The sequence below is a fragment of the Bordetella genomosp. 8 genome (assembly GCF_002119685.1).
GTDB lineage: Bacteria > Pseudomonadota > Gammaproteobacteria > Burkholderiales > Burkholderiaceae_B > Bordetella_C.
This window is the reverse complement of sequence record NZ_CP021108.1, coordinates 4,944,508-4,967,278: the sequence shown is the minus strand read 5'-3', so window position 1 is coordinate 4,967,278 and position 22,771 is coordinate 4,944,508. Positions and strand designations below refer to the sequence as shown.

17 protein-coding genes are annotated in these 22,771 nt (G+C 66.8%); 16 read left to right on the top strand and 1 reads right to left on the bottom strand.

The genetic code is table 11. From position 1 onward, the window contains the following. Nucleotides 1–7: 7 nt before the first annotated feature. The 14 genes from rsmH to lpxC all read left to right on the top strand — a co-directional run bounded on the left by rsmH (nucleotide 8) and on the right by lpxC (nucleotide 18,051). A complete protein-coding gene (gene rsmH, locus CAL12_RS22445) occupies nucleotides 8–1,087 on the top strand; it encodes a 16S rRNA (cytosine(1402)-N(4))-methyltransferase RsmH (RefSeq protein WP_086066647.1) in 1,080 nt (359 codons plus the stop codon). Continuing rightward, the gene (gene ftsL / locus CAL12_RS22440) at nucleotides 1,087–1,371 is read left to right on the top strand and encodes a cell division protein FtsL (protein ID WP_086066646.1); all 285 of its coding nucleotides are present in this window, start codon (nucleotides 1,087–1,089) and stop codon (nucleotides 1,369–1,371) included. Before rsmH ends, ftsL begins: the two co-directional genes overlap by 1 nt. Further along, complete coding sequence (locus CAL12_RS22435) at nucleotides 1,368–3,098, top strand: peptidoglycan D,D-transpeptidase FtsI family protein (protein ID WP_086066645.1); 1,731 nt, start codon at nucleotides 1,368–1,370, stop codon at nucleotides 3,096–3,098. The genes ftsL and CAL12_RS22435 overlap by 4 nt, the downstream gene beginning before the upstream one ends. After that, the gene (gene murF / locus CAL12_RS22430; protein ID WP_086066644.1) at nucleotides 3,095–5,944 is read left to right on the top strand and encodes a bifunctional UDP-N-acetylmuramoyl-L-alanyl-D-glutamate--2,6-diaminopimelate ligase MurE/UDP-N-acetylmuramoyl-tripeptide--D-alanyl-D-alanine ligase MurF; all 2,850 of its coding nucleotides are present in this window, start codon (nucleotides 3,095–3,097) and stop codon (nucleotides 5,942–5,944) included. Before CAL12_RS22435 ends, murF begins: the two co-directional genes overlap by 4 nt. Next, complete coding sequence (gene mraY, locus CAL12_RS22425) at nucleotides 5,934–7,103, top strand: phospho-N-acetylmuramoyl-pentapeptide-transferase (protein WP_086066643.1); 1,170 nt, start codon at nucleotides 5,934–5,936, stop codon at nucleotides 7,101–7,103. Before murF ends, mraY begins: the two co-directional genes overlap by 11 nt. Further along, complete coding sequence (gene murD / locus CAL12_RS22420; protein WP_086066642.1) at nucleotides 7,100–8,644, top strand: UDP-N-acetylmuramoyl-L-alanine--D-glutamate ligase; 1,545 nt, start codon at nucleotides 7,100–7,102, stop codon at nucleotides 8,642–8,644. Before mraY ends, murD begins: the two co-directional genes overlap by 4 nt. Nucleotides 8,645–8,684: 40 nt before the next feature. Continuing rightward, complete coding sequence (gene ftsW / locus CAL12_RS22415; protein WP_086066641.1) at nucleotides 8,685–9,878, top strand: putative lipid II flippase FtsW; 1,194 nt, start codon at nucleotides 8,685–8,687, stop codon at nucleotides 9,876–9,878. Then, the gene (murG, locus tag CAL12_RS22410; RefSeq protein WP_086066640.1) at nucleotides 9,875–10,975 is read left to right on the top strand and encodes an undecaprenyldiphospho-muramoylpentapeptide beta-N-acetylglucosaminyltransferase; all 1,101 of its coding nucleotides are present in this window, start codon (nucleotides 9,875–9,877) and stop codon (nucleotides 10,973–10,975) included. The genes ftsW and murG overlap by 4 nt, the downstream gene beginning before the upstream one ends. After that, nucleotides 10,972–12,417 (top strand): UDP-N-acetylmuramate--L-alanine ligase, encoded by a 1,446-nt coding sequence (gene murC, locus CAL12_RS22405; protein ID WP_086066639.1) that lies wholly within the window; start codon nucleotides 10,972–10,974, stop codon nucleotides 12,415–12,417. The genes murG and murC overlap by 4 nt, the downstream gene beginning before the upstream one ends. Next, a complete protein-coding gene (locus tag CAL12_RS22400) occupies nucleotides 12,414–13,442 on the top strand; it encodes a D-alanine--D-alanine ligase (RefSeq protein WP_086066638.1) in 1,029 nt (342 codons plus the stop codon). Before murC ends, CAL12_RS22400 begins: the two co-directional genes overlap by 4 nt. Before the next feature lie 11 nt (nucleotides 13,443–13,453). Next, the gene (locus CAL12_RS22395; RefSeq protein WP_086066637.1) at nucleotides 13,454–14,275 is read left to right on the top strand and encodes a cell division protein FtsQ/DivIB; all 822 of its coding nucleotides are present in this window, start codon (nucleotides 13,454–13,456) and stop codon (nucleotides 14,273–14,275) included. 4 nt (nucleotides 14,276–14,279) lie between these two features. Next, a complete protein-coding gene (gene ftsA, locus CAL12_RS22390) occupies nucleotides 14,280–15,506 on the top strand; it encodes a cell division protein FtsA (RefSeq protein WP_066654970.1) in 1,227 nt (408 codons plus the stop codon). 178 nt (nucleotides 15,507–15,684) lie between these two features. Beyond that, nucleotides 15,685–16,878: a cell division protein FtsZ gene (ftsZ, locus tag CAL12_RS22385; RefSeq protein ID WP_086066636.1), complete on the top strand. Its 1,194-nt coding sequence runs from the start codon at nucleotides 15,685–15,687 to the stop codon at nucleotides 16,876–16,878. A 249-nt stretch (nucleotides 16,879–17,127) separates the two neighbouring features. After that, complete coding sequence (lpxC, locus tag CAL12_RS22380; RefSeq protein WP_086066635.1) at nucleotides 17,128–18,051, top strand: UDP-3-O-acyl-N-acetylglucosamine deacetylase; 924 nt, start codon at nucleotides 17,128–17,130, stop codon at nucleotides 18,049–18,051. A 148-nt stretch (nucleotides 18,052–18,199) separates the two neighbouring features. Here the strand turns inward: lpxC and CAL12_RS22375 are convergent, their stop codons facing one another. After that, nucleotides 18,200–18,688 carry a DciA family protein gene (locus CAL12_RS22375; RefSeq protein WP_086066634.1) on the bottom strand — a complete coding sequence of 163 codons (489 nt, stop codon included), beginning with the start codon at nucleotides 18,686–18,688 and terminating at the stop codon, nucleotides 18,200–18,202. A 38-nt stretch (nucleotides 18,689–18,726) separates the two neighbouring features. On the opposite strand from CAL12_RS22375, the gene CAL12_RS22370 reads away from it, so the two are divergent. Further along, nucleotides 18,727–19,824 (top strand): M23 family metallopeptidase, encoded by a 1,098-nt coding sequence (locus CAL12_RS22370; RefSeq protein WP_420042737.1) that lies wholly within the window; start codon nucleotides 18,727–18,729, stop codon nucleotides 19,822–19,824. Between the two features lie 201 nt (nucleotides 19,825–20,025). Then, complete coding sequence (gene secA / locus CAL12_RS22365) at nucleotides 20,026–22,767, top strand: preprotein translocase subunit SecA (RefSeq protein WP_086066632.1); 2,742 nt, start codon at nucleotides 20,026–20,028, stop codon at nucleotides 22,765–22,767. Nucleotides 22,768–22,771: the final 4 nt, after the last annotated feature.

Sequence of the window (22,771 nt, the reverse complement as noted above, 5' to 3'; positions counted from 1 at the left end):
CGCCGATATGGAACTCGAGCATCGGCCCGTGCTGCTGGCGCCGACGGTGGACGCGTTGTTGTTGCCGGACTTCGGCATCCGCAAAGCCGCCGGCCGCGGCCAGGACGATGTCGACGGGGCGCGGCGCCGATTGGGCGGCGTCTATGTCGATGGCACGTTCGGGCGTGGCGGGCATTCCGGCGCACTGCTGGCGCGCCTGTCGCCCGATGCAAGGCTGGTGGTGTTCGACAAGGATCCCAGCGCGATCGCGGTGGCGCGGCAGTTGGCCGCCGCCGATGCCCGCGTGGCGGTAGTGCATGGCGGCTTCGCCACCATGCGCGAAGCGCTGAGCGATCTGGGTGTGGAACGGGTGGATGGCGTCATGCTGGATCTGGGGGTGTCGTCGCCCCAGATCGATGACGCCGAGCGGGGGTTTTCTTTCATGCGCGAAGGCCCGCTGGATATGCGCATGGATACGACACGCGGCCCCACGGCCGCTGAATGGCTGGCCGAGGCCAGTGTGGATGAGATGCGGGAGGTCATTGCGGAATATGGCGAAGAACGGTTTGCTTTTCAGATTGCAAAAACGATTGCAGCTCGCCGCGCAACAGGGCCGCTGCGCACCACGCTCGAGCTTGCCGAGCTCGTCGCAGGCGCCGTCCGCACGCGCGAAAAGGGGCAGCATCCGGCCACGCGCACCTTTCAGGCTTTACGGATTTACCTCAATAGGGAACTCGAAGAGCTCTCACGCGCCCTCGCGTCAGCTTTAGATCTGCTCGCGCCGATGGGGAGGTTGGCGGTGATCAGTTTCCACTCGCTTGAAGACCGTATGGTCAAGCAGTTCATCGCGGCCGCCGCCAGGCCGGGAGCGGCGCATTCCCGCCTGCCCTTGCGCGAGAGCGAAATGCCGCAGCCCCTGTTGCGCAGCCTGGGCCGGGTGCTGGCCGAGCCCGATGAAGTGACGGCCAATGCGCGTTCCCGCTCGGCCATCCTGCGCGTGGCCGAACGTACCGATGTGCCGCTGCCCACGGGCGGCGGCGCTGCTTTCGTCGGCGCCGAACCGCTGTCCGCGGCGCGCGCGCGCCGCGCCGGCAAGGGGAAGCGCTGATGGGCCGTATCAGCCTGCTCCTGGCCGCCGTGCTCATGTTCTGCGCCATCTCTCTTGTGACCAGCCGCTATCAGGCCCGCCAGCTGTTCATCGACTTCGACCGGTCGCAGGCCCAGGCTCGCGACCTGGACAACGATTGGCGGCGCCTGCAACTGGACCGCGCCGAGCTGGCGCGCAATGCGCGCGTCGACCGCGCCGCCCGTGACGACCTGAAAATGATCCCCATCGTGCCTGACCGGACGATCTATCTCAATCAGGCCCCGGTCCCGGGAGGCGCGCAATGAAGCGGTTGCCCTTCTTCAATAGCCCCGTGCTGCGCGGGCAACTGCCGGCCTGGCGTTCGCGGCTGGTGCTGATCCTGCTTTTCCTGGGTTTCGGCACGCTGGCCGCGCGCGCCCTGTTCCTGCAAGGCATCACCACCGAATTCCTGCAGCAGCAGGGTGAACGGCGCTACGAGCGCACGCTGACCTTGGCCGCCACCAGGGGCAAGATCCTGGACCGCAACAATGTCGTGCTCGCTTCCAGCGTTCCGGCGCGCGCCATCTGGGCCATTCCGGACGACGCGCGCGGCGCGCCGCCGCAGCAGCTGGCCGCGCTGGGCAAACTGTTGGACATGCCGGTCGCTGACCTGAACAAGCGCCTGGCCGATGAGGACAAGAACTTCGTGTACCTGAAGCGCCAGGTACCGATGGATGTCGCCGACAAGATCAAGCAGCTGGGCGTGCCGGGCATCCATCAGCAGCCGGAAACCCGACGCTATTACCCCGAAGGCGAGGTCATGGCCCACGTGGTGGGCTTCACCAACGTCGAGGACCAGGGGCAGGAAGGCGTCGAACTGGCGTTCAACAAGCAACTGTCCGGCCGCCCCGGCACGCGGCGTGTCATCAAGGATCGCCTGGGTCGCGTGATCGAGGATGTGCAGGCCGTCACGGAACCGGTCAACGGCAAGGATCTGCGCCTGTCCATCGACACGCGCGTGCAGTACCTGGTGTTCAAGGCGCTCAGCGACGCGATCGCGCTGCATCACGCCCGCGGCGCGGCGGCCGTGGTGCTGGATGCGCATACCGGCGAAATCCTCAGCATGGCGAGCCTGCCCACCTATGATCCGGGCGATCGCAGCAAGCTGGATTCGGACTCGCTGCGCAACCAGGCGATCACCGATACCTTCGAGCCCGGCTCGATCATGAAGCCGTTCACGGCCGCGTTGGCCCTGGACCTCGGCCGGATCACCACGTCGACCATGTTCGATACCGGCAATGGCCATTTCCGCTACCAGGGTTCGACCATCAGCGACGTCAGCCGCAACGGCACCATCAACGTGGCCGACGTGCTGCGCCGTTCCAGCAATATCGGCATGACCCTGATTTCGGAAAAGCTGGAAGCCCGCGAAATGTGGGATCGCTTCACCGAGCTGGGCCTGGGGCAGGCGCCCCAGCTGGGCTTTCCCGGCGCCGCGCCGGGCCGCCTGCGGCCCTGGGACCGCTGGCGCCTGATTGAGAAAGCCACCATGGCCTACGGTTACGGCCTGTCGGTGTCCCTGCTGCAGATGGCGCGCGCCTATACCGTATTCGCCCGCGACGGCGACATGGTGTCGCTGACCCTGGTCAAGCGCGACAGCGAACCGACCAGCGTCAAGGTCTATCCGCCCAAGGTGGCCGCGATGATCCGCGGCTTCCTGGAAGCCGCCGCCGGCCCGGATGGCGCCAAGCTTGCTCAGGTACAGGGATACCGCGTGGCCGGCAAGAGCGGTACGGCGCGCAAGATCGTCGACGGCAAGTACAGCACCAGCCGCTATCGCAGCTCCTTCGTCGGTTTCGCGCCGGTTTCCGACCCGCGCATCGTCGTCGCTGTCACCATCGACGAGCCGCAGACCGGGGGCTACTATGGGGGCGCGGTCGCCGCGCCGGTCTTCTCGACCATCGTCGGCGGCGCCCTGCGGCTCATGAATGTTCAACCGGACGCTCCGTTCGAGTCCACCGTCGTGGCGGGCTTGCAGGAGCGGATGAGATGAACGCGACGATACTGGATACGCCCGTCACGACGCCGTCCGATGCGGACGGCGTCGTAGCATGGTTGCGAGCCCATGTCGCGGACGGAGCGGATCTGCGGCTGGATTCGCGCGAGGTCAACGCCGGCGATGTCTTCGTCGCATGCCGTGGCCGCGCCAGCGATGGCAGCCTATATATACAGCAGGCTGTCGCGCGTGGCGCGGCCGCCATCCTGGTCGAAGGGCCGCGTGCGTCGCTGCCCGAAGCCGTCGCGTCCGGCGTGGCGCTGCGGGTGATCGATGGCCTGCGCGGCATGCTGGGCGAACTGGCCGACATCTGGTATGGCCGGCCGTCCGCGGCCCTGGCCGTGATCGCGATCACCGGCACCAATGGCAAGACGTCCTGCGTACAGTGGCTGGCGCATGCCTTGACGCATGCCGGCAAGCCGTGCGGCGCGATCGGCACGCTGGGCGCGACCCTGCCCGACGGCCAGGTGCTGCCCGGCAGCCTGACGACGCCCGATGTGCTGGCGCTGCATCGCCTGCTGGCGCAGATGCGGCAGGCCGGCGCCCAGTTGGTGGCGATGGAGGCTTCGTCCATCGGCATCGAGCAAGGCCGCATGGACGGCCTGCGCATCGACATCGCCGCGTTCACCAACCTGAGCCGCGATCATCTCGATTACCACGGCACCATGGCCTCGTACGAGGCCGCGAAGGCTCGCCTCTTCGCATGGCCAGGCCTGACCGGCGCGGTCGTCAATGCCGACGACGAGGCCGGCCGGCGCCTGATCGCATCGCTGGATCGCGCGCGCGTGCTGACTTACGGGCTGCAAACGTCCGCCGATCTGCAGGCGCGCGATCTGGCGGTGACGGGGCAGGGGCAGATTTTCACGCTCGCCACCACGCAAGGCGAAGTGCAGATCATGACCGGCCTGCTGGGCCGTCACAACGTGTCGAACCTGCTCCTGGTCGCCGGCGTGCTGCAGGCATTGGGCTGGAGCCTGGCCGACATCGCTCGTGAACTGGCGGCCGCCGCGCCGGTGGACGGGCGTATGGAAATCGTCACCCCCATCGACGTGTCCGCGTCCGCCGCCACGCCCGCCGGGCCCATGGTGGTGGTCGATTATTCCCATACGCCGGATGCGCTGGAACGTGCCTTGGCGGCTTTGCGTCCGGTCGCGCAGGCGCGCGGCGGCAGGCTGCTGTGCCTCTTCGGCTGCGGGGGCGACCGCGACGCGGGCAAGCGCCCGGTCATGGGCGCCATCGCCGCGCAGGGCGCCGACCATGTCGTGCTCAGCAGCGACAATCCTCGCAGCGAAGATCCGGCCGCCATCCTGGCGCAGATACGCGCCGGCATCGCCGACGATGCCGCCGTCACCATCGAAGCCGACCGCGCCCGCGCGATCATGCAGACCGTCTGGGCCGCCCGCGTGGAAGACATCGTGCTGCTGGCCGGCAAGGGCCACGAGACCTACCAGGAAATCGACGGCGTCAAATTGCCGTTCGACGACCGGGAATGGGCGCGGCTGGCGCTGCTGCTGCCAGGCGTATCGGCGGTGTCCACCGATACGCGCACCATCGGGCCTGGCCAGCTGTTCCTGGCGCTGGCGGGCGAACGTTTCGACGGCCACGATTACCTGGCCCAGGCGCAGGACCAGGGCGCGGTGGCCGCGATCGTCGCGCGCCGCGTCGACGGCGTGCGGATGCCGCAGCTGGTGCTCGGCGATACCCGCGTGGCATTGGGACGCATCGGCGCCGCGTGGCGCGCGCGCTTCGCGCTGCCGGTGATCGCGGTGGCGGGCAGCAACGGCAAGACCACCACGAAGGAAATGATATCGGCCATCCTGGCGGACTGGCTTGGTGCCGCCCAGCGTCTCGCCAGCGCGGGCAATTTCAACAACGACATCGGCCTGCCGCTGATGCTGCTCAGGCTGCGCGCCGAGCATCGCGCGGCGGTGTTCGAACTGGGCATGAATCATCCCGGCGAAATCGCGCTGCTGGCGCGCATGGCCGCGCCCACGGTGGCCCTGGTGAACAACGCGCAGCGCGAGCACCAGGAATTCATGCATACGGTGCAGGCCGTCGCCGAGGAAAACGGCGCCGTGCTGGCCGCGCTGCCGCGGGATGGCTATGCGGTGTATCCCGGCGACGACGCGCATACGGCGACCTGGGACGCGATGAGCGCCACGCCGCGCGTCCTGCGTTTCGGCCTGCAGGCGGGACTGGATGTCTATGCCGAACAAATCCAGGCCGACGCCTTGGGCACCCGGTGCCAATTGGTCACACCTGCTGGCATAGCGATGCTGGAGCTGCCGGTCCCCGGCATGCACAATCTGCGCAACGCGTTGGCGGCCGCCGCATGTGCGCTGGCGGTGGGAGCGCCGCTGGCATCGGTATGCGCGGGCCTGGCAGGTTTCAGCGCCGTATCCGGGCGCATGCAACGGCAGCAATTGAGTGACGGAACGCTCCTGGTCGATGACACCTACAATGCGAATCCGGACTCCGTAAGAGCAGCCATCGACGTGCTGGCGCAATTGCCGGCACCCCGTGTCCTGGTATTGGGCGACATGGGTGAAGTCGGCGCCAACGGACCGGCGATGCATCGCGAAGTGGGCGAGTACGCACGCGATCGTGGCATCGATCTGCTCCTTACGCTGGGAAAAGCCGCGGGTGACGCGGCGATCGCGTTCGGACCCACGGCAAGGGCCTGCGAGAGTGTGGAAGAAATTGTGACGGCGCTGCGCGGCTCGGCCGCGCGCGCCGTATTGGTAAAGGGTTCGCGCTTTATGCGCATGGAGCGGGTAGTGAAGGCGTTTTTGAGTACCGATGGACATGCGCCCCTGGGGCAGGGAGAACAGCATGCTGCTTGAGATCGCCCGCTGGCTTTCCGACGATATCCGCACCTTCGGGGTCTTTGAGTACATCACGCTGCGCGCGGTGTTCGCCTGCGCGACGGCGCTGCTCATCGGCCTGTTCTTCGGGCCGCGCGTGATCCGTAAGCTGACCGAACTCAAGATCGGCCAGGCCGTGCGTTCCTATGGACCGCAAACGCATCTGGTCAAGACCGGCACGCCGACCATGGGCGGCGCGCTGATCCTGATCGCGATCGGCATCAGCACCCTGCTGTGGGCTGACTGGAGCAACCGTTTCGTCTGGGTGGTGTTGCTGGTCACGTTCGGCTTCGGCCTGATCGGCTGGGTGGACGACTACCGCAAGGTCGTGCATCGCAACCCGGAAGGTATGCCGGCGCGGCAGAAATTCTTCTGGCAGGCCCTGATCGGGCTGGTCGCCGCGGTCTATCTGGCCTTCGCCGTGTCCGCGCCCGCCAATACCGAGCTGTGGCCGCTGTTTCGCAACTGGGTGATCAGCGGCTTCATCATGCCATTGCCGACGCGTGCCGACCTGATCGTGCCTTTCTTCAAGACCGTCAGCTATCCGCTGGGCGTACTGGGTTTCGTGGCATTGACCTGGTTCGTGATCGTGGGCACCAGCAATGCCGTGAACCTGACCGACGGCCTGGATGGCCTGGCCATCATGCCCACGGTCATGGTCGGTGGTGCCCTCGGGATCTTCGCCTATGTGATAGGCCGCGCGGACTATTCCAAATACCTGTTGTTCCCCTACGTGCCCGGCGCGGCCGAACTGCTGGTGCTATGTGCCGCGCTAGCGGGGGCGGGGCTGGCGTTCCTCTGGTTCAACGCCTACCCCGCGCAGGTCTTCATGGGCGACGTCGGCGCGTTGGCGCTGGGCGGCGCGCTGGGTACGGTGGCGGTGATCGCGCGCCAGGAAATCGTGCTGTTCATCATGGGCGGCGTTTTCGTCGTGGAAACGCTGTCGGTCATGGTGCAGGTCACCTGGTTCAAATACACCAAGCGCAAATACGGAGAGGGGCGGCGCATCTTTCGCATGGCCCCGTTGCACCATCACTTCGAAGTGGGCGGCTGGAAGGAAACCCAGGTTGTCGTCCGCTTCTGGATCATCAGCATGATGCTGGTTTTGATTGGCCTTTCGACGTTGAAATTGCGATGAGCGCGACGGATTTTTCCGATTCCGATACGCCTTGCATCCTGGTCCTTGGGCTGGGAGAAACCGGTATTGCCGCCGCACGCTGGTGCGCGCGCAACGGTGCCCGGCTGCGCATCGCCGATACGCGCGAGCAGCCGGGCGGCCTGGATGCGCTGCGCGCGATTTTCGACGGCATGGCCGCGGATGAACAGCCGGACTATCGCCTGGGCTCCGCCAGCTTCGACGCGGCGCTGCTGGACGGCGTGACGCAAGTCGTGATCAGCCCCGGGCTGGCGCCCAACCAGGAGCCGGCGCAAGCGCTGCTGGCCGAAGCGGAAAAGCGCGGCATCGAGGTCGTCGGCGAAATCGAATTGTTCGCCCGCGCGCTGGCCACGCTGGCGGAAAGCCGCGAATACCGGCCGCGCCTGGTGGCCGTGACCGGCACCAATGGCAAAACCACGGTCACCGCCTTGACCCGCGCCATGATCGAGGCCTCCGGCCTGAGCGCCCGCGCCGCCGGGAATATCGGGCCGGCCGCCCTGACCGCGCTGATGGACGCGCTGGACAACAACAGCCTGCCGCAGGCATGGGTGCTGGAGCTGTCCAGCTTCCAACTGCACACCACGCATAGCCTGTCCGCCGATGCCGCCGTCGTATTGAACGTCACCCAGGATCACCTGGACTGGCACGGCGATATGCAGGCCTACGCGCAGGCCAAGGCGCGCCTGCTTGCCATGGCCCGCATCGCGATCGTCAATCGCGATGATCCCTTGACCGCCGGCATGGTGGAAAGCCTGGACAACCAGCGTGTGCGCAGCTTCGGGCGCGACGCACCTGCGTTGGTCGGCGACATGGGGCTGGAGCAGGGCCAGGGCGTGGCGTGGCTGACCGCCTGCGAAGCCAGCGATTTCGATATTCCCGCGCCCGCGCCGACGCGGCGCAAGAAAGATGCGCCGCCGCCGCCCCGCCCGGCGGGCCGGATATCCCGACTGATGCCGGTGGATGCGCTGCGCATCCGCGGCATGCACAATGCGACCAATACGCTGGCCGCGCTGGCCCTGGGCCGCGCGCTGGACATCGGCTGGGGTCCGATGCTGCGCGCCGCACGGGAGTACGGCGGCGAACCCAATCGCGTGGAGTTCGTGCGCCGCATCGGCGACGTGGACTTCATCAATGACAGCAAAGGCACCAATGTCGGCGCGACCGTCGCCGCGTTGGAAGGCCTGGGCCAGCCCGTCGTCCTGATCGCGGGCGGCCTGGGCAAGGGCCAGGATTTCTCGCCGCTGCTGGCTCCGGTCAAGCGTCATGCGCATGGGGTGGTGCTGATCGGCCAGGACGGTCCGGAGATCGGCAAGGCGCTGGAAAGCACCGGCGTCGCCTGCGTGCAGGCCGGCGACATGCGTGACGCGGTGCGCCAGGCGATGACGCTGGCCCAGCCCGGCGACGCCGTGCTGCTGTCGCCCGCGTGTGCCAGCATGGATATGTTCCGCAACTATGTGCATCGTGGCCAGGTCTTCGCGCAGGAAGCGCAGGAACTGGCGCTGGATCGGGGAGAAGTGGCATGACCGCCTTGGTGCACGCTCGCGCGCAGGGGAGAGTTTCCCCATGAGCCTGTTCGCCGACCTGACCGGCAGCGTCAACGCGGTGCGCCCCGGGCGCACCCGCATGCGCAGCTTCGACATGCCGCTGGTCATCGCCGCCGGCACGCTGCTGTCGCTGGGCCTGTTGATGGTTTATTCGGCGTCGATCGCGCTGGCGGACGGTCCACGCTACGCCGCCTACGGCCAATACTATTTCGTCGTGCGGCATGCGGCCTTCGTCAGCGTGGGCATCGTGGCGGCGGCTTGCGCGATCACCGTGCCGATCCGCGCCTGGCAGCGCCTGGCCGTGCCATTGTTCATCCTGGCGCTGTTCCTGCTGGCCATCGTGCTGGTGCCCGGCATCGGCCGCGAGGTGAACGGTTCGCATCGCTGGATTCCGCTGGGTCCGATCAACTTCCAGCCGTCCGAGCTGATGAAGGTCGCGGCCCTGCTGTACGCGGCCGACTATACGGTCCGCAAGCAGGAACACATGCAGAATTTCGCGCGCGGCTTCCTGCCCATGGCCTTCGCGCTGGGCGGCGTGGGCATGTTCCTGCTGCTGGAGCCGGATCTGGGCGCCTTCATGGTGATCGTCGCCATCGCCATCGGCATCCTGTTCCTGGGCGGCATCAACGGCAAATACTTCAGCAGCCTGCTGGGCGTGCTGGTGGGGACCTTCCTTCTGCTGATCTGGGCGTCGCCGTGGCGCCGTGCGCGCCTGTTCGCCTACCTGGATCCGTGGAACCAGGACAACGCCTACGGCAGCGCCTATCAGCTTTCGCATTCGCTGATCGCGCTGGGCCGCGGCGAATGGTTCGGCGTGGGGCTGGGCGCCAGCGTGGAAAAGCTGCACTACCTGCCCGAGGCCCATACCGACTTCCTGATGGCGGTGGTGGGCGAAGAGCTGGGCTTCGCCGGCGTGATGCTGGTGATCACGCTGTTCGCCATCATCGTCCTGCGCGGTTTCGAAATCGGCCGCCAGGCCATCGCGATGGAACGCACCTTCGCCGGCATGCTGGCGCAGGGCGTGGCAATCTGGTTCGGCGTGCAGGCCTTCATCAATATGGGCGTGTGCCTGGGCCTGCTGCCTACCAAGGGCCTGACCCTGCCGCTGATGAGCTACGGCGGTTCCGGCGTCGTGATGAACCTGGTGGCCCTGGCGATGCTGATCCGCGTCGACCTGGAAAGCCGCACGATGATGCGGGGGGGCAGGGTATGAGCAGCGGCCGCACCGCGGTGATCATGGCCGGTGGCACGGGCGGGCACATCATGCCCGGGCTCGCGCTGGCGGCCGTGCTGCGCGAGCGCGGCTGGCGTGTCCTGTGGCTGGGCAATCCCGACAAGATGGAAGGTCGCCTGGTGCCGGCGCAGGGCATCGAAATGGCGGAACTGCGTTTCCAGGGCCTGCGCGGCCGCGGCATCACCGCGTTGCTGCAATTGCCGGCGCGCCTGTACGCCGCCACGCGGCAGGCATGGCGGCACCTGGCGGCGGCGCGGCCGGACGTCGTGGTCGGCATGGGCGGCTATGTGGCCTTCCCGGGCGGGCTGGCGGCGGCGCTGCGCCGGGTACCGCTGGTGGTGCATGAACAGAACGCGGTGGCCGGTACCGCGAACCGCATGCTGGCGCGGCTCGCGCGGCGTGTCTTGACCGGCTTTCCCGGCGTGCTGCCGCGTGGCGAAATGGTGGGCAACCCGGTGCGCCGGGAAGTCTGCGCCATCGCCGTGCCCGAGCAGCGCTATCCCGGCCGCGCCGGCGCGCTGAACGTGCTGGTGGTCGGCGGCAGCCTGGGCGCCCAGGCCTTGAACACCGTGGTGCCGCAGGCGCTGTCGCTGCTGGCCGAAGGCGCGCGTCCGCGCGTCACGCATCAGGCTGGCGAGCAGCATATCGATGCGCTGCGCGCGGCCTATGGCGCGGCGGGCGTGCAGGCCGACTGCCGCGCGTTCATCGACGACATGGCCGGCGCCCTGGCGGCGGCCGACGTAGTGATCTGCCGTGCGGGCGCGATGACGGTGGCGGAGATCGCCGCGGCGGGCGTCGCGGCACTGTTCGTGCCGTTCCCGCATGCCATCGACGACCACCAGACCGCGAACGCGCGTTACCTGAGCGACGCCGGCGCCGCATGGCTGCGCCAGCAGAACGAATTGACCCCGCAATGGCTGGCGGACTGGCTGGCGCAGCGTGGCCGCGACGAGCTCCAGGCCGTCGCCGCCCGCGCGCGCAGCCGCGCCATGCCGGATGCGGCCCGCCACATTGCCGACGCCTGCGAAGCAGCCGCGCTGGCGCGCGTCGACGGCGGAGTGAAACAGGCATCATGAAACATCGTATCCAACATATCCATTTCGTCGGCATCGGCGGATCCGGCATGAGCGGGATCGCCGAAGTGCTGCTGAACCTGGGCTATCGCGTCAGCGGTTCCGACCTGCACGAATCGGCGGTCACCCGGCGCCTGTCCGGCCTGGGCATGTCCATCGTCGTCGGCCATTCCGCGGCGAACATCGCCGGCGCCGATGCCATCGTGACCTCGACGGCAGTGGCCGGCGACAATCCTGAAGTCATCGCCGCCCGCGCCGGCCGCATCCCGGTGGTGCCGCGCGCCATCATGCTGGCCGAGCTGATGCGCCTGAAGCGCGGCATCGCCATTGCCGGCACGCATGGCAAGACCACCACCACCAGCCTGGTGGCCAGCGTGCTGGCCGCCGGCGGCCTCGACCCCACCTTCGTGATCGGTGGCCGGCTGAATTCGGCGGGCGCCAACGCGCGGCTCGGGCAGGGCGAGTACATCGTGGTCGAAGCCGACGAATCCGATGCGTCCTTCCTGAATCTGCTGCCGGTCATGGCCATCGTGACCAATATCGACGCCGACCATATGGATACCTATGGCCACGACGTCGCCCGCCTGAAGAGCGCCTTCATCGAATTCACGCAGAAGCTGCCTTTCTACGGCAGCGCCGTGCTGTGCAGCGACGACGCCAATGTGCGCGAGATCATGCCCTTCATCTCGCGTCCGGTGACGACTTACGGCCTGGACGGCGAAGCCCAGGTGGCGGGACGCAACGTCCGGGCCGACGGCACGCGCATGTGCTTCGACGTCCTGCGTCGCGACCGCGAGATCGAGCTGCCGCCCTTGTCGGTATGCCTGAACCTGCCCGGCCTGCATAACGTGCGCAACGCGCTGGCGGCGATCGCCGTGGCGTCCGAACTGGGCGTTCCGGACGAGGCCATCCGCAGCGCGCTGGAATCCTTCAACGGCGTCAATCGCCGATTCACGCACGTCGGCGATTTTCCCGTCAATGCGCGGGACGGCGGCACGTTCACCGTCATCGACGATTACGGCCACCATCCGGTCGAGATGGCGGCGACGCTGGCCGCGGCACGCGGCGCCTGGCCGGACCGCCGTATCGTCCTGGCTTTCCAGCCGCACCGCTATACCCGTACCCGCGACTGCTTCGAGGACTTCGTTCGCGTGCTGGGCACGGCCGACGCGGTGCTGCTGACCGAAGTCTATGCCGCCGGTGAAGCACCCCTGGTCGCCGCCGATGGGCGCGCCCTGGCGCGCGCGCTGCGGGTTGCGGGCAAGGTCGAGCCGGTTTTCGTCGAGGACGTCGCGGAACTGCCGCAGACCGCGCTGGACTTCGTGCGCGATGGCGACGTGGTGATCGTCATGGGCGCCGGGTCGATCAGCAGGGCGCCGGCGCAGATCGGCGAGCTGGCCAACGTTGCCCAGGGGCAGCCTGGCGACAGGAGGACGATGCAATGAGCCAACACGAATTCGACGCCACCGCGCGCGAAGCCAGCCTGCGCCGCGCTCGCGCCGCCGCGCAGGCCGGACCGGACGGCCGCGGGCTGGGCCGGGTCGGCGTGCTGTACGGCGGCCGCTCGGCGGAACGCGAGGTTTCCCTGATGTCGGGCAAGGGCGTCCACGAAGCGTTGTGCAGCGTGGGCGTGGATGCGCATCTGTTCGATACGGGCACGCAGAGCTTCGCCGACCTGGAAGCCGCCGGCTTCGACCGCGTCTTCATCGCGCTGCATGGCCGCTACGGCGAGGACGGCACCCTGCAGGGTGCGCTGGAGCTGCTGGGCATTCCCTATACCGGCAGCGGTCCCGCGGCGTCGGCCATCGCGATGGACAAGATCATGACCAAGCGGATCTGGCTGCAGCACGGACTGCCCACGCCGGAGTTCGCCATCCTGGACGCGGATACCGACCTGCGCCGCGTGCCGGACGACCTGGGATTGCCGCTGATCGTCAAGCCGCCGCACGAAGGTTCGACCGTGGGCATCACCAAGGTGCGCGGCTATTCCGACATGAAGGACGCCTACGCCGAGGCGGCGCGCTTCGATGCCGAAGTGCTGGCCGAGCAGTTCATCACCGGCCGCGAACTGACCGTCGCGCTGCTGGGCGGCGGCCGCAAGGCGCGCGCCCTGCCGGTCATCGAGATCGTCGCCCCCGACGGCAACTACGACTTCGAGCACAAGTATTACTCCGACGATACGCAGTACTTCTGCCCCGCCGACCTGCCGGACGCGGTCGCCCGCGAAGTGCAGCGGGTCAGCGTGGAAGCCTACCGGGCATTGGGATGCGAAGGCTGGGGGCGCGCCGACCTGATGCTGGATGCCAGCCAACGCGTCTGGCTGCTTGAAATGAATACCTCGCCGGGCATGACCGGCCATTCGCTGGTGCCGAAGGCGGCACAGGCGGTGGGCATGTCCTATCCCGAACTCTGTGTGGCAATACTGTCCGAGGCTACGTGCAAAGTGCGCAGCCCCGCCCGCAATACCTGACTGGATAATCCGTGTGGAACGACGCTCGCACCACCAACCTGATCGCCAACACGCTGGCCGTGTTGGCGGTGCTCGCCATGCTGGGGGCGGGGCTGGTGTGGCTGGCCAAGCGGCCGTATTTCGATCTGACCGCGATCGAACTGGAAGCAGCGCCGGGCTCGCAACTGCATTACGTATCGCCGGTCAGCATGCGCGCGACGATCGCGGGCGGACTGAAAGGCAATTTCTTTACCATGGACCTGGATCAGGCCCGCGAACTGTTCGAATCGGCGCCGTGGGTGCGCCACGCCACGATACGGCGCATCTGGCCCAATGTGTTGCGGGTCAGGATAGAGGAACAGCAGCCGCTGGCGCTCTGGAACGAAAACCAGATGATCAACACCTGGGGGGAATCATTCACCGCGAACACAGGGGAGCTGGACGACGAGTCCGCGCTGCCGCACTTCTATGGTCCGGAAGGCAGCGAAAGCCTGGTCGTGCAACGGTATGCGGAACTGGCCCGGTGGTTCGCGCCGCTGGACATGCGCGTCAACGACCTGGAGCTGAGCCCGCGCTATGCGTGGCGCGTGACGCTGTCCAATGGCCTGAAGCTGGATCTGGGACGGGACCCGGGCGCGGATGCGCCGGATCCGAACGGCCCGCCCGGCGCCTTGCCGTTCGCCGCGCGCATCCAGCGTTTCGTGCAGGCCTGGCCCGCGCTGACGCAGAAGCTGGAAGGCCGCGCCATCCTGCAGGCCGATCTGCGCTATCCCAACGGCTTTGCCCTGGCCCTGGCGCAGCCGCCCGAAGCCGAATCGAAAACCAAACCGAAATCCAATCCAAAGAAGCGCTAACGCCATGACCCGTGACATCAAGGACTTAATCGTCGCCCTCGATATCGGAACCAGCAAGGTGGTGGCCGTCGTCGCCGAAATCTTGCCTGAAGGCCGATTCGAGGTGCTGGGCCTGGGCCAGCATGAATCCCGCGGCATGCGCAAGGGCGTGGTCGTGAACATCGAAACCACGGTCAATTCCATCCAGCGCGCGTTGGAGGAAGCCGAGCTGATGGCTGACTGCAAGATCCGCGACGTCTATACCGGCATCGCCGGCAGCCACATCCGCAGCTTCAATTCCAGTGGCATGGTGGCGGTCAAGGACAAGGAGGTCACCGCGACCGACGTGGCGCGCGTCATCGAGACCGCCAAGGCGGTGAATATCCCCACGGATCAGCAGGTACTGCACGTGCTGACGCAGGAGTTCATCGTTGACGGTCAGGAAGACATACGTGAGCCTATCGGCATGAGCGGCCTGCGGCTGGAAGTGCGCGTGCATATCGTGACGGGCGCCGTCAGCGCGGCGCAGAACATCGTCAAGTGCGTGCGGCGCTGCGGGCTGGAAGTGCAGGACCTGATCCTGCAGCCGCTGGCGTCCAGCCTGGCCTGCCTGACCACGGACGAAAAGGAGCTGGGCGTGGTGCTGGTCGATATCGGCGGCGGCACGACCGACGTGGCGATCTTCACGGGCGGGGCCATCCGGCACACCGCCGTCATTCCGATCGCCGGCGACCAGATCACCAACGACATCGCGGCGATGCTGCGCACCCCGACGCCCGACGCCGAGGAAATCAAGCTGCGCTATGGCGTCGCCAAGCAGGTTCTGGCCAGTCCCGACGAAACCGTGGAGGTGCCCGGCCTGGGCGATCGCGGTCCGCGGCTGGTCAAGCGTCAGGCCCTGGGCGCCGTTATCGAACCGCGCATCGAGGAATTGTTCACGCTGGTGCAGCAGGTGGTGCGGGATTCGGGGTACGAGGATCTGCTGGCTTCCGGCGTTGTCCTGACCGGTGGGTCCGCACAATTGCCCGGTATGGTGGAACTTGCCGAGGATGTCTTCCTCAAACCGGTGCGCGTCGCGGTGCCGGAGTACGAAGGCAGCCTGGCCGACGTGATGCGCAACCCGCGTTTCGCGACGGTGATGGGACTATTGCAGGAAGCGCGCATGCAACGCATGCGCGGACGCAAGGTGGCCGCGCAAACAGGCAACTTCAAGAGCCTGCTGGCGCGGATGAAGGAGTGGTTCATGAATTGAATAGGGATCGCGCTGCCGGCGATTCCGGGGCGTGCCGAGCAATTGAACGGCGCGCTGGCGGAGACGCTTCAAACCCGTGGCGGACAGCAGATGTCGGCGTCGGCTTTGAAGCGATTCACAAAAAAGGTAGTTGGGGTTTTTGTTTTTTGTGATTTGCAATCAGACTTGAGGGAGTCGCATCATGAACTTTGAAATGCTCGAGAACAGCACCAAAGGGACCGTGATCAAGGTCGTTGGTGTCGGGGGCGCGGGTGGCAATGCCGTCGCGCACATGATCCGCAACGGTGTCAGCGGGGTCGATTTCATTTGCGCGAACACCGATGCGCAGGCGCTGGCCGCTACGAACGCGCCCGTGCAGATCCGCCTGGGCCGCACCGGCCTGGGCGCGGGTGCCAAGCCCGAGCAGGGCCGGGCGTCCGCCGAAACCGCGCGTGAGGAAATCCGTGCCGCGCTGAATGGCGCGCACATGGTCTTCATCACCGCCGGCATGGGCGGCGGCACGGGCACCGGCGCCGGTCCCGTGGTGGCGGAAGTCGCCAAGGAACTCGGCATCCTGACGGTGGGCGTGGTGACCAAGCCGTTCCAGTTCGAAGGCAACAAGCGCCTGAAGATGGCCGAAGAGGGCATCAACGAGCTCGCCAAGCACGTGCATTCGCTGATCGTCGTGCTGAACGAAAACCTGTACGAACTGATGGATGAGGACGCCACGCAGGAAGACTGCTTCAAGTCGGCCGACGACATCCTGCACAACGCCTGCGCCGGCATCGCCGAAATCATCAACGTGGAAGGCAACGTCAACGTCGACTTCGAAGACGTCAAGACCATCATGGGTGAGCAGGGCCAGGCCATGATGGGCACGGCAACCGCCTCGGGCGTGGACCGCGCCCGCGTGGCCGCCGAGCACGCCATCGCCTGCCCGCTGCTGGAAGGTATCGACCTGCACGGCGCGCGCGGCGTGCTGGTGAACATCACCGCCAGCCGCACCCTGAAGATGCGCGAAACGCGCGAAATCATGGAAACCATCCGCGGGTATGCTTCCGAGGATGCCACCGTGATCTTCGGTACGGCGTATGACGAGTCCATGGGCGACAGCTTGCGCGTGACCGTGGTCGCCACCGGCCTGGGCCGCACTTCCAGCCGTCCGCAACTGGTTCAGAGCCGCGGCGAAGCGCTGCGCACCGGGACCGACGACTTCCCCATGGTCGGCATGGTGGCCAACAATGGCGCGGGCCAGGGCGATTACCGCAACCTGGATATGCCGTCCGTGATGCGCAACCCGCGCACGCAGGCGTCGGCCCAGGTGCGCGCGCTGGAAAGCTCGGGCATGGATCACTTCGATATCCCGGCTTTCCTGCGCAAGCAGGCGGACTGAAGTAGCCAGGCGCTCCGCCGGGCGCCGGCTGGCAGCCGCCGGCCGCTCCGGCACGCCTCGTAGTACTCCCTCATCCCCGGCCCGCGCGAGCGGGCCGGGAAGGGAACGAATGGGTCGTTTCAGATAGTTTCAGACTATCAAGAACGTAGGATTGTTTGCCTTGGATGGTCGTAAGCCCGGGGTTACAATACTGTTCTTACAACGGCGTGGCGGATTTCTTTCCGCTAACCAAGAATCCGAATAAAGCCCATGTTTCGTCAACGCAGCATACAGAATCTCGTCAAGACCACAGGCGTCGGGGTGCACTCCGGCCGCCGGGTGGAGCTGACGCTCCGTCCCGCTGCGCCGAACACCGGGATCGTCTTTCACCGCATCGACCTGCCCGAGGTCGTCGATCTGCCCGCACAGGCCACTGGCGTCGGCGATACGCGCATGGCTTCTGTGCTGCAGCAGGGCAATGTGCGGGTGTCCACGGTCGAGCACCTGATGTCGGCCCTCGCCGGCCTGGGTATCGACAATCTGCACGTCGACCTGACGGCGGAAGAAGTGCCCATCATGGACGGCAGCGCGGCCACGTTCGTCTACCTGCTGCGCTCGGCCGGCATCGTGGAGCAGAACGCTCCCAAGCAGTTCATTCGCGTGCTCAAGCCCATCGAGGTGCGCGAAGGCGAAGGGCGCAACGAAAAATGGGCGCGGCTGGAGCCGCATGACGGCTTCGCGCTGGCCTTTTCCATCGATTTCCGGCATCCGGCCATCGATTCGACGGCCAATTTCGCCGAAGTCGATTTCGCTACGCATTCCTATACGCGCGAAATCGCCCGCGCGCGCACCTTCGGCTTCGTCAATGAAGTCGAAGCCCTGCGGTCCATGGGCCTGGCACGCGGCGGCAGCCTGGACAACGCCATCGTCATGGACGAATACCGGGTGCTGAACAGCGACGGATTGCGGTATGACGACGAGTTCGTCAAGCACAAGATCCTGGACGCCATCGGCGATCTGTACCTGCTCGGCAAGCCCCTGGTTGCGCGCTACGTCGCGTGCAAGTCCGGCCATGCGCTCAACAACCAGCTGGCCCGGGCGCTGCTGGCCCAGCAGGAATCCTGGGAACTGGTCAGCTACCAGTCGCAGGCCGAAGCGCCGCAGGCATTCCGCTACGAGTGGAAGCTGGCGTAATAGGATCACCCCCGAAGCGCTGCGCGCTTCCCCCTCAAGGGGGCGACGCCGACGGACCGGCAGAGCCGGATCCGTGGCGCCCCGGGTGGGGGGCACCGGTTTTTTGCGGCGGGGCGTGATGAAGTGACCCGTCCTTCGGGATACTGGGTCAGCTCTGTCGATGGTGGCGCAGCAGGCGTTCTATTGCGTCGGCCAGCGGGCCGGGATTCAACGTTTCCCGCAAAGCCTCGAAAGCGCCTAGCGCCGTGTCGCCCAGCGGCATGACGTCCTTGGGCGCGCGTGGCGGTTTTATCCCGGCGCCGGGCAAGCCGGCTTGAACCTTCACCGCGATTTCGTTAAGGTTCCACCCTGCCGCGTGCAATGCCTGTGCGATCCGCGGCGCCATCTGGCGCAGTTTCGCGGCATGGGCGGCGCTCGGTACGGCCAATTGCAGGCGATCGGTTTCCAGGCGCGCCACCCGGCAGACGTTGCCCAGGACGGGCGGCACCACCGACGCCACCGTGCGCTGGATCTGCAGGTGCAGATGCGCCGTGGCCAGCACGCCGGCGCCGCGCGCGTCGTGTCCCAGCCAACCCATTGCGGTGTTTTCACCGCGGGCAGGCTTGCGGGAGGGACGGAAAGGCGCGCGTTTGTTCATTCCGTTTGTTTATTTGGCCAGGCAACAGGATTACTCGATTGAAGTTTGTCATTATGCATGCCCGGCGCGGTTCGGCGGGGCATTTCACCCTGGAAGGCGGCCGGCTGGCCTTGCTGATGAGCGGCGCGCTGCTGCTGGCGGCCCTGGCCGGCGCGTTGGTCGCGCGCGGGTTGGCGCCGGCCAGCGTGCTGCCCGCGGCGCGGGCCGGCGCGGTTCCGCAGGATCCGCAGGCCGGTTATTCCGACGACGCCCTGCACCAGGCGCTGGCGATGCTGGCCGCCAAGGTGGGCACGATCCAGGCGCGCCTGGCCGGTGTCGACGCCTTGAGCCGCAGGCTGGCGATTGCGGCGGGGGTGCCTTTGCCGGACACTTTCGCGACGGTGGCCGATGCGGACCAGGCGATGGACAACGGCGCGGCAGGCGATGCCGATGCCGGGCCGATTGCCGCTGACGCCGGTCCTGCCGGCCCTGCTGGTAATACCAGTCCCGCCGATAACGCCGTTCGCGCGGCGGGCGACGACATCGCCACCAACGCCGTCCCCTTGGCCACGGCCCTGCTGGACGGCCCGCCGGGCGCGGCGCAGACCCTGGGCCGCGACATCGACGTCCTGGCGGACGAACTGGCCGGCCGGATGGCCGCCCTGCAGCTGTTCGATATGGCGCTGACCCGCCGCCGCGCCGACCTGGCGCGCTTGCCGTCTTCGCTGCCGGTCACCGACTATCCCTATCTGAGCTCTTCGTATGGCTGGCGTCGCCATCCGGTCACCGGCCGCTATCTGCGGCATGAAGGCCTGGATTTCGCCGCGCCGATGGGCACGCCCATCCTGGCCGCCGCCGGCGGCGTGGTGGTGGTGGCGGGTCGCGATGCCGGCTATGGCCAGCGGGTCGATATCGACCACGGCGATGGCCTGGTGTCGCGCTACGCGCATGCGTCGGAAGTGCTGGTCAAGGCAGGAGACCTGATCCAACGCGGGGAGCTCATCGCTCGCGTGGGGTCCTCCGGCGTCTCGACAGGCCCGCATCTGCATTTCGAGATCCGCCTGGGCGGCCAGGCCATGGATCCTCGTCTCTTCCTCGGGCGTCCGCCCACCGCGCCGCCCGCGCTCGCCGCGGCGACGGCCACGGTCATCCGCTGACACGGCCGGCCAGGCGCCCAGCCCGGCCCGCCGGCCCGGGCGTGGAGCCCGGCGCGGCACCGCTATGCCAGGCGGGAATGTTGCCCTCGCGGTGCGTTACACTCGATCGTTTCCCGGCGGGCTTTTCCGCCTCATCGACAACAATATCAGTCGCGTACCGACGCCCCCGGATCGGGGTGGCAGGCGCGCGCGGACATACGCATGGTTTCTCTGCTAAAAAAACTCATAGGTAGCCGCAACGACCGGCTGCTTAAGCAGTATCGCAAGGTGGTGAGCCAGATCAATGGCCTGGAATCCACCATCGCCGCGCTGTCGGACGAGCAACTCGCGGCCAAGACCCAGGAATTCCGCGCCCGCTTCCAACAGGGCACTTCGCTGGATGATCTGCTGCCTGAAGCCTTCGCCGTCGTGCGCGAGGCGGGCAAGCGGGTGTTCGGCATGCGCCATTTCGATGTGCAGATGCTCGGCGGTATCGCCCTGCACAACGGCAAGATCGCCGAAATGCGCACTGGCGAAGGCAAGACGCTGATGGCGACCCTGCCGGTGTACCTGAATGCCCTGTCCGGCAAGGGCGTGCACGTGGTGACGGTCAACGATTACCTGGCGCGCCGCGACGCCGAATGGATGGGCCGCCTGTACCGCTTCCTGGGCATGACGACGGGCGTCGTGGTGCCGCAGCAGGCGAACGAAGAGAAAAAAGCCGCCTACATCGCCGACATCACCTACGGCACGAACAACGAATTCGGCTTCGACTACCTGCGCGACAACATGGAGTATCGCGTCGAGGATCGCCGCCAGCGCAGCCTGTCGTATGCCATCGTCGACGAAGTCGACTCCATCCTGATCGACGAAGCGCGCACGCCGCTGATCATCTCCGGGCAGGCCGAAGACCACACCGAGCTCTACATCCGCATGAACGCGGTGCCGCCGCTGCTCAAGCGCATGGAATCGGAGCCCAAGCCGCAGGAGCCGGAGCCCGAAGGCGACTACTGGGTGGACGAAAAAAGCCAGCAGGTCCATTTGTCCGAAGCGGGGCACGAGCATGCCGAGGCCATCCTCAGCCGCGTGGGCATCCTGCCGGAAGGCGAATCGCTGTACGACCCGCGCCACATCGCGCTGATGCACCACCTGATGGTGGCCCTGCGCGCGCACACGCTGTTCTTCCGCGACCAGCAGTATGTGGTGCAGGACGGCGAAGTCGTCATCGTCGACGAGTTCACCGGCCGCCTCATGGTGGGCCGCCGCTGGTCCGATGGCCTGCACCAGGCCGTGGAAGCGAAGGAAGGCGTCAAGATCCAGCACGAGAACCAGACGCTGGCCTCGATCACGTTCCAGAACTACTTCCGCATGTACGACAAGCTGTCGGGCATGACGGGCACCGCCGACACGGAAGCCTACGAATTCCAGGAAATCTACGGGCTGGAAACGGTCATCATCCCGACCAACAAGCCCATGGTCCGCAAGGACCAGAACGACCAGGTCTTCAAGACCGCGCGCGAAAAGTACGACGCCATCCTGGCGGATATCCGCGACTGCCATGAACGTGGCCAGCCGGTGCTGGTGGGTACGACCAGTATCGAGAACTCCGAGTTGCTGTCGGGGCTGTTGCAGCGGGCGAAGCTGCCGCACGAGGTACTCAACGCCAAGCAGCACGCGCGCGAAGCGGAAATCGTCGCCGAAGCGGGCAAGCCTGGCCACATCACCATCGCCACCAACATGGCGGGCCGCGGCACCGACATCGTGCTGGGCGGCAGCGTGGACAAGCAGATCGACCTGATCCATGCCGACGAATCGGTGCCGGAAGCGGAAAAGCAGGCGCGCATCGACAGGATCCGCAGCGAATGGAAGCCGGCCAACGAAAAGGTGAAACAGGCGGGCGGGCTGCGCATCATCGGCACCGAGCGCCACGAATCGCGCCGTATCGATAACCAGCTGCGTGGCCGCGCCGGCCGCCAGGGCGACCCGGGCTCGTCGCGCTTCTATCTGTCGCTGGAAGATCCGCTGATGCGCATCTTCGCCGGCGACCGCGTGCGCGCCATCATGGAGCGCCTGAAGCTGCCGGAAGGCGAACCCATCGAAGCCGGCATGGTGTCGCGGTCGATCGAAACCGCGCAGCGCAAGGTCGAAGGCCGCAACTTCGATATCCGCAAGCAGCTGCTCGAATACGACGACGTCGCCAACGACCAGCGCAAGGTGCTGTATACGCAGCGCAACGAAGTCCTGGAAGCCACGACGGTCGGCCCCACGGTGGAAAACCTGATCGACGGGGCCGTCGAGGAACTCGTCCGCACCTACGTGCCGGCGGAATCGGTGGAAGAACAGTGGGACGTGCCCGGGCTGCAGCGCGCGCTGGAGTCCGACTATCAGCTGTCGCTGCCCTTGACCGACATGCTGGAAAAGGAAACCAGCCTGACGGACGACGATCTGCTGGAACGCGTCAAGGAAGCCGCCGCCGCGGCCTATCGCGCCAAGGTGGAACAGGTGGGCGCCGAAGCCTGGGGCCAGTTCGAACGCTCCATCATGCTGCAGGCCATCGACCAGCATTGGCGCGAGCACCTGTCTTCGCTGGACTATCTGCGGCAGGGCATCCACCTGCGTGGTTACGCGCAGAAGAATCCGAAGCAGGAATACAAGCGCGAGGCCTTCGAACTGTTCTCGGGCATGCTGGACCGTATCCGCGACGACGTGGTCAAGGTGCTGATGACCGTGCGCATCCAGTCGCAGGAACAGGCGGCCGAAGCGGAAGCCGAAGCCGCGCAGCAGCACGTGCAGAACGTCCAGTACCAGCATGCCGACTACGACGAGGCCTTGGCGGCCGGGCAGGACGAGCGGCCTCAGGGCCAGCAGCCGGTGCGCAATGCGCTACCCAAGGTCGGCCGCAACGATCCCTGCCCCTGCGGCAGCGGCAAGAAGTACAAGCAGTGCCACGGCAAGCTGGCGTAGGGGC